6 protein-coding genes and 1 rRNA gene are annotated in these 6,491 nt (G+C 37.5%); 6 read left to right on the top strand and 1 reads right to left on the bottom strand.

Annotated features, from left to right (window positions below; genetic code table 11):
* The first annotated feature begins 7 nt into the window (after nucleotides 1-7).
* A 5S ribosomal RNA gene (gene rrf / locus ASU03_RS09695) occupies nucleotides 8-122 on the top strand.
* 142 nt (nucleotides 123-264) lie between these two features.
* On the top strand, nucleotides 265-1,452 hold the full coding sequence (locus tag ASU03_RS09690) for a hypothetical protein (protein WP_057831633.1): 1,188 nt from the start codon (nucleotides 265-267) through the stop codon (nucleotides 1,450-1,452).
* 236 nt (nucleotides 1,453-1,688) lie between these two features.
* Here the strand turns inward: ASU03_RS09690 and ASU03_RS09685 are convergent, their stop codons facing one another.
* A complete protein-coding gene (locus tag ASU03_RS09685) occupies nucleotides 1,689-3,101 on the bottom strand; it encodes an MATE family efflux transporter (RefSeq protein ID WP_057831632.1) in 1,413 nt (470 codons plus the stop codon).
* 769 nt (nucleotides 3,102-3,870) lie between these two features.
* Between ASU03_RS09685 and ASU03_RS09680 the strand changes: the two genes are divergently transcribed.
* The 4 genes from ASU03_RS09680 (at nucleotide 3,871) to ASU03_RS09665 (ending at nucleotide 6,168) form a co-directional block, all read left to right on the top strand.
* Entirely contained in the window at nucleotides 3,871-4,374 is a 504-nt protein-coding gene (locus ASU03_RS09680) for a regulatory protein RecX (RefSeq protein ID WP_057831631.1), read from the top strand.
* 118 nt (nucleotides 4,375-4,492) lie between these two features.
* Nucleotides 4,493-5,176 carry a 2OG-Fe(II) oxygenase gene (locus tag ASU03_RS09675; RefSeq protein ID WP_057831630.1) on the top strand — a complete coding sequence of 228 codons (684 nt, stop codon included), beginning with the start codon at nucleotides 4,493-4,495 and terminating at the stop codon, nucleotides 5,174-5,176.
* A gap of 24 nt (nucleotides 5,177-5,200) precedes the next feature.
* Entirely contained in the window at nucleotides 5,201-5,674 is a 474-nt protein-coding gene (locus ASU03_RS09670) for a hypothetical protein (protein ID WP_157465879.1), read from the top strand.
* Between the two features lie 191 nt (nucleotides 5,675-5,865).
* The gene (locus ASU03_RS09665) at nucleotides 5,866-6,168 is read left to right on the top strand and encodes an antibiotic biosynthesis monooxygenase family protein (RefSeq protein ID WP_057831628.1); all 303 of its coding nucleotides are present in this window, start codon (nucleotides 5,866-5,868) and stop codon (nucleotides 6,166-6,168) included.
* The last annotated feature ends 323 nt before the right edge of the window (nucleotides 6,169-6,491 follow it).

The following is a 6,491-nucleotide window of genomic DNA, read 5'->3' as shown; positions in this document are numbered from 1 at the left end:
TTTTTTGTTTAGCGACCATAGCGCTGTGGCCCCACCTGATCCCATTCCGAACTCAGAAGTGAAACGCAGTTGCGCCGATGGTAGTGTGGGAGTTCCCATGTGAGAGTAGGACATTGCTAAACTTCTATTTGTGCTTAGGCACTGAGAAGCCCGTTACGAAAGTAACGGGCTTTTTGCTTTATATAAACCCGTAGTTAACACTGCGGGTTTTCTATTTATTTTCGTCAAATTATGCTGATCTAATTTCTGGAGTTGTATTCGTAAATGAGAAAGTTTTTATCTTCCCCTGTAAAAATGGCACTAAGTGATGCCGAAAATGCTTCGTACCAAAATGCTTTAAAGCATGTTACTGAATTAAGTTTAAACCTTATTGCTGTTAAAGTGGAAAATAGACCTGAAGATTTTCTTGGTTGGTGTACAGAATTAATAGATGTCTGTCGTAACCGTATAAATATGAATCTGCTTGAAGAACATCAACTACCCATTCTAAAAAAGCTAGAGCAAGTACTTGTATTAGGTGCAAGTGTGAGCCAGTTTAAAATGGCCCGTATTGCGCCCTGGCCTATATTTACCGCTTTTATCGAACAGCAAGCCAGTTTACATGCTCTGGAAGAACGGTTAGCTTTACTTGATTATATTCAACTGATAAAAGTAAAAAGTTTAACCGAAATGACTGAACTAGAGCGTCTTGCCTTTGCCGGTAAACATACTAATCAGCATTGTCATACCCAATTTAATTTTGATGTCGAATGGTTTGCTTCAACCAAAGGCGCTAAAGTGTTTCATACTTTATTAGCGCAGCAACCTGAAAGCTTTGATCTAGCATTAAGTCATATTCCAGAGTCTGGTGATGTCACACCCAAGCAGTATCAAAAATTTGTCAGTGCCTACAAACAAATATTCACCCGTTACACCGTTGAAAAGCAAACAGGTGAAAAGGCGCCATTAGCACCGGCGACCCGTTTATTAGCCATGAAACGTCCAGATCAATTTATTGCCTTAACCAATGCAAAAATAGATGTTCTTTGCCAAGGGTTATCGATAGCCAAGTTTAATGCTTTTGACTTTGACAGCTATTGGCGAGATATGATTGGTACTCTTAGGACTTTTGCCTGGTGGCATCAAGTAGAGCCTGAAGATGAAAGGGAAGCCAAACTTTGGCAAGTCCGTGCCATTTTAGTTGACCTATTTATGTTTGCCGATGAAGACTTTGCCTTTGGCTCTAATTACCTTCGCATTCGTGACAAAAAATTAAATAGTGTTAAAAGCACCTACAAGTCAACTCGTCGAAGTCGTGTTAAATTAACGCCTGAGGAAGTTGTTGAACAAGCACTGGCACAAGAGGGTATACCTGACTATATTCAAACCAATCGAGATACCATTCTTAAACAAGTTAAAGCCGGTAAGGATGTAGAACACGTAATTGGTTTAATGCGAGCCATCTTTGGCTAGATTTCCATTTAACAGCGGGATAAAGCAGTTTTATCTCGCTAAGTTAATTTTCATTCTTTACTTCACTCATTCGAATTAACTTAAGGGACTTACTGCCCTTTAGGTGCTTTCAGTAAACATCATTCTACTCAGAAGCAAATATAATTAACTTAATTCACATTTGATCTATTCAACTGAATCAGTAAGCACAAGGTAGTTCGCCACCAATCTCGCTAATACAGCGCTAACTTGGCCACTTAATTAATCCGTTTGCTATAAGTAGCAAGCTGTTCTTTTATTGGAATTGTCCTTATTTTGATAATGCTGGCTTTTCTAAATAAATACAGCACAGATACTCCAGCAAATAAATGCCCTAGCATTAACGCAGGGTAAAGTGAATATTCACCATCACTGAAGCCAAACCAGGCAAGGGGTATTAGCAGTAATAGACGGTGTATGATCCCTAATACACTGGCGTTGATGGCTTTATCTTTGGCGTTCAATGTTGATTGATAAACAATGACGCAGCCTGCGCCAATATAACCCCAAGGTAACCAGGTAAGATAATGTTTTAAGTGTATGGTTACGCTATCGTGTGGACATAATGAGTTTGCCCAAAAATCAACTGTGTAGTTTAACACTAGGGCAATAACAAGCTGTGCGATTAGTACAGTGGCAAACATATATCGGTATGCCTGTTTTACTCTATCATGATGACCTGTCCAGTAATTAAAGCCAATTATTGCTGGCATTGATGTTGTTAACGCCATAGGGATTAACAAAATTATGGCTTCGAGTTTGAAGATTAACGCAAATGCGGCGACATAGGTGTGATTATAACTAGCGGCAATTATCGTTAATATCGCTAAACTTAAGGGGGTAATCAACTGTTGGCCAATAACTAGAAAGCTGGTTAGTTTAGGTTGGTTACATTGAGTTTTAAATGCTTTGACTGAAGGCCAGCTAAGTTTTACTTTTTTATGCAATATATAACAAGAAATAAGGGTAAAGCTAATATCACTGATAGCGTGAATTAGTGATAGGGCGACTAAACTGTCGTAATACCAAGGGCTTTGTGGCAGCAATAGTAATAATGCCAAACTAGCCTTAAGTACTACCCAAGCAACCATAATATTACTGGCAAGCTGGGTGAAATTTAACGCTCGCAAAATACCATTAATTTGCCAAACAGCACCTAAAAAAAGCCAAGTAAAATATCTATTATTGATATAACTCGATTGCTCTGCGGCTAATTGTTGCCCGTTAATGATATATTCGGTTGAAAGCCAGTTATTGTTTCCTAATAAAGAAAGTAGTTGTTCGGAAAAAGTTAATGCCAATATTGTCATTATTAGCAAGGTTAGTGCTGAGGTTAGTAGTGTTAGGCTTATGTTCTGACTGAGGTTGTTTTTTTCAAGGCAAGCAGACTTCACCACTTTATTGTTACAACGAATACTTGTGCCAACGGCAAGTGCTGTCATTGCTGCTGTGATGGGGACAGTAAAACCAAAGGCGGTTAAGGTGGCGGTACTACTTAATGCAATCAGGCCTGATTCCAATAATTCGTACATTAATAACAATAGAATAGCCATAAACATCGGCTGGCTATTACGCCATATTATCGATGATATGTTTCCTTCAAGTAAGCTAGTGTGGTCTTTTTCTGTCATTTATAGGTCTGCTGATTTGTTGTTATGGAACCATACAAGAAGAACCGCAGTATATTAATTAACTTTCAATATTCAATGTAACAATTTTTGTCATAAGATAAACAAGTTGTCACTAAAGGCGTTTCTAATTCCAGTTGAACCCTGCATTTTGAAGTAACATGGATATATATATTTATTGAGCCACTTTTATGCGGGGCATTAACAATGGCTGGGGTTTTCGAGTTTTGACTTTAGATGAAGCATAACCAGTTGATGTGTATTGTTTAAAGCCAGTGATGATTATCTTTATACAAGACCAGAGCAATAAGAAGAGTTATGATCAATGCAACGTGTCCGTTCAGCAATAGAGGCTTTATTGACACATATACCCAAGCGACTTCAATATTCTCGTTTGAGGACACCTGAGCGACTCATGATCAAGGCGCGTATTTTATTCATGGTTGTTCAGGAGAATATGCTCCTGCATTCTCTATTAAGCTGCATCCATGCAGCGTCCTTAATTACATACGCAAAGATGAACATGATTTGCTCAGATGCCCGTAGGGCTGGTTTAGAAACGCTTTATCCATCGTTATTGATTTCGATAATAGAATAACTATTCTCTTCAATCAATGCCTTGCCTAAAGGCGTTTCTCATTCCAGCTCAATCCTGCATTTTGAGGTGGCTTGGGTATATAGCACAGATGAATAATGAATTTAATAGTAAAATATTTCGTGTACTTTCAAGAACGAACCAATACTGAGCAAGAGTAATAGGATTAACATTACCATGTATAACAAAAAGAAAAATATCGAGCCTGAAGATATTTCTTATAAACGCGTCTTATCTTATATGCAGTGGCTGATCGAGCGGTATGGTGCTTACTCAGCTAAAACATTACTGCAAAAGGCTAATTTACTGTTTAAGGCCGATACACAATTCAATGAACCGGCACTAAATTATCTAATAGAGCGAGGAATTGTTGATGATCTTCGCTTTGCGGAACGTTTAACGCTTAGTTTTTCAGAGAAAAAAATAGGCCCTAATAAAATAAAAGAGAAACTGTATGCAAAAGGGTTCTCATCGCAAACAATTAATGAGTGCGTTAGTGCCATAGCAACAACCGAGGAAGAGTATTTTGATAAAGCGCTAATCCTAAAAACAAGAAAATTTTCTGACGAACCCATTGACGATATAAAGTTAAAACAGAAAGCGTTACGGTATTTGGTATCGAAAGGATTTTCATATTCAATCGCCAATAAAGCAGTCAGCTATTCATCTAACGAAGACTAGTGCCGCACAGTTTTTGATAACAAAATCCCACGCTAATGTGACAGCAAAGTGTTATTATGAGCTATATTCCACTTTATTAGATTATTAATTAAATGTTAGTTTTACCTGCTAAGACAGCATGTCGTTGAGCCAAGCGCAAACAACTCATTCTGGTGGTGACAAATCACTGTTTGAATTAATAGCTAATGACATTGTTGAAAAGGGGTACAGTATTCACCCTCATGCTTTGCCCGAAAACTTAAGTCAGTTGTTATTACAACATATTAGCAAACTGCCTGATGAAGACTTTAAACGTGCAGGTATTGGTCGCAGCAAAGACCATATTATTGACGATTTTATTCGCACAGACGAAATTAGCTGGATCACCAGCAACAGCGAAGCGGGTTGCTCTTGGATAAAATGGTCTGAGTCACTACAAGCTTATTTAAATAGCCATTTGTTTCTTGGTTTATTCTCTTTTGAAAGTCATTTTTCTCATTACGCTAAAGGCGATTTTTATAAGAAACACAAAGACGCTTTTAAAGGTGAAGGTAACCGTGTGTTATCTATTGTGGTGTATCTTAATCAAAATTGGTCTGCAGATGATGGCGGCGAGTTAGTCATTTATGATGAGAAATCACCAGATTCTCCCGTTGGTGATAACAATCATATTCGCGTAACACCTACTTTTGGCACTGTTGTGGTGTTTTTAAGTGAAGAGTTTCCTCATGAAGTATTACCCGCTAGGCGAGACCGATATTCTATTGCTGGCTGGTTTCGCTTAAATAACAGTATTGCCAATAATATTGACCCACCAAGTTAATGTTAATTTATGGGAAAGTATCCATTGTCTAAATTGCAAAAAAAGCCTCATTTACTCAGTGAATTAAATGAGATTAATAAAAAAATAATTCCTTTAAAAGCATTAGCAGATAGAGAACTTGCCTCTATTTATGGTTTAACTGGAATGGTTTATACTCCTTATCTAGATGATTATATGCAGGTCAGTGTTGATAGGGCAGCGATATTAGCGTGTTTAAAAAGACAAAAAATATTGCCATTATCAGAGGTTGAGTTAATAACTACAGCCTTAGATAGCTTATATAAGAGAGCCAAAAGTAATGCTACTGTTGAGTATGAAGGTAATTGTTATCAACGTCGTTTTTCGCCGCTAAAGTTAAGCAAGTCAGGAAAAACGGTGCAAAAATGGGCTAGATATTGGCTGTTACAATCGGCTGATGGCAGCGTTGAGCCAAATTGGCAAGCTCAAGTTCGAGAAATTTGGCCCTCTTACTTTTTAATTAGAACAGTCGGTTTATAGTTATCCAAACTTTATTGATTCGCTAAGCATTTTTTAAGCTAATATAAGAATATTAGCTGTTTATGACTTGCCTATTTACCGCTTTGATCTAAGGTTAAACGAAAAATCGTTACAACTTTGCTTTGAATTTTTAACCCTCTATACGAAAATGACCGTATGAATTCACCTGTGATACTTGAAAAGGAAATAATATGTTTATAGTGGCAAATCGCATCCCAATAGCAGAAGAATGGCAAGATGAGTTTGAAAATCGTTTCCGCAAGCGTGCTGGAGAAATCGATAAGCAACCAGGCTTTGTCTCCATGCAAATATTAAAACCACTAAGTGCCGATGCCCCCTATGTAGTACTTACTCATTGGCAGGATGAAAACGTTTTTAAAGAATGGATTAATAGCGACGATTTTAAACTGGCCCATCAAAACCCTTTACCAAGAGAAGCTTTTACCGGTAAACCTGTGATGGAAAAACACCAAGTAGTTATTTCTACTCAATAAAAATCGGTGGGAAATAATTGCTTATGCACAAAAAAATTATATTTCAACGGATAGGTGTTGGCCAGGGCAATAAATAGTTCTTAACTCTGAAGGGAATATTATCAATATATTGAGAGATAAATTTAATATTTATTTAACCCGAAGGCGAACTTTGGACGATTCAGTTACCTCGTCAGGCAGTGTGCATGAAATTGTTAATTTAATTTTACGTTACCACACGAAAATTTCAAATCTCAACATCAAGTCTAATGTGTTTTTGTCCCATCAGTCAAATGATGGCGGCAAACTCAACCTTAGTCATTTATTGCTAAGGCCATATCTTT

The sequence above is a fragment of the Colwellia sp. TT2012 genome (assembly GCF_001440345.1).
In the GTDB taxonomy this organism is placed as follows: Bacteria; Pseudomonadota; Gammaproteobacteria; order Enterobacterales; family Alteromonadaceae; genus Colwellia.
The sequence above is the reverse complement of the archived record's forward strand: the minus strand, read 5'-3'. Positions and strand labels throughout refer to the sequence as shown.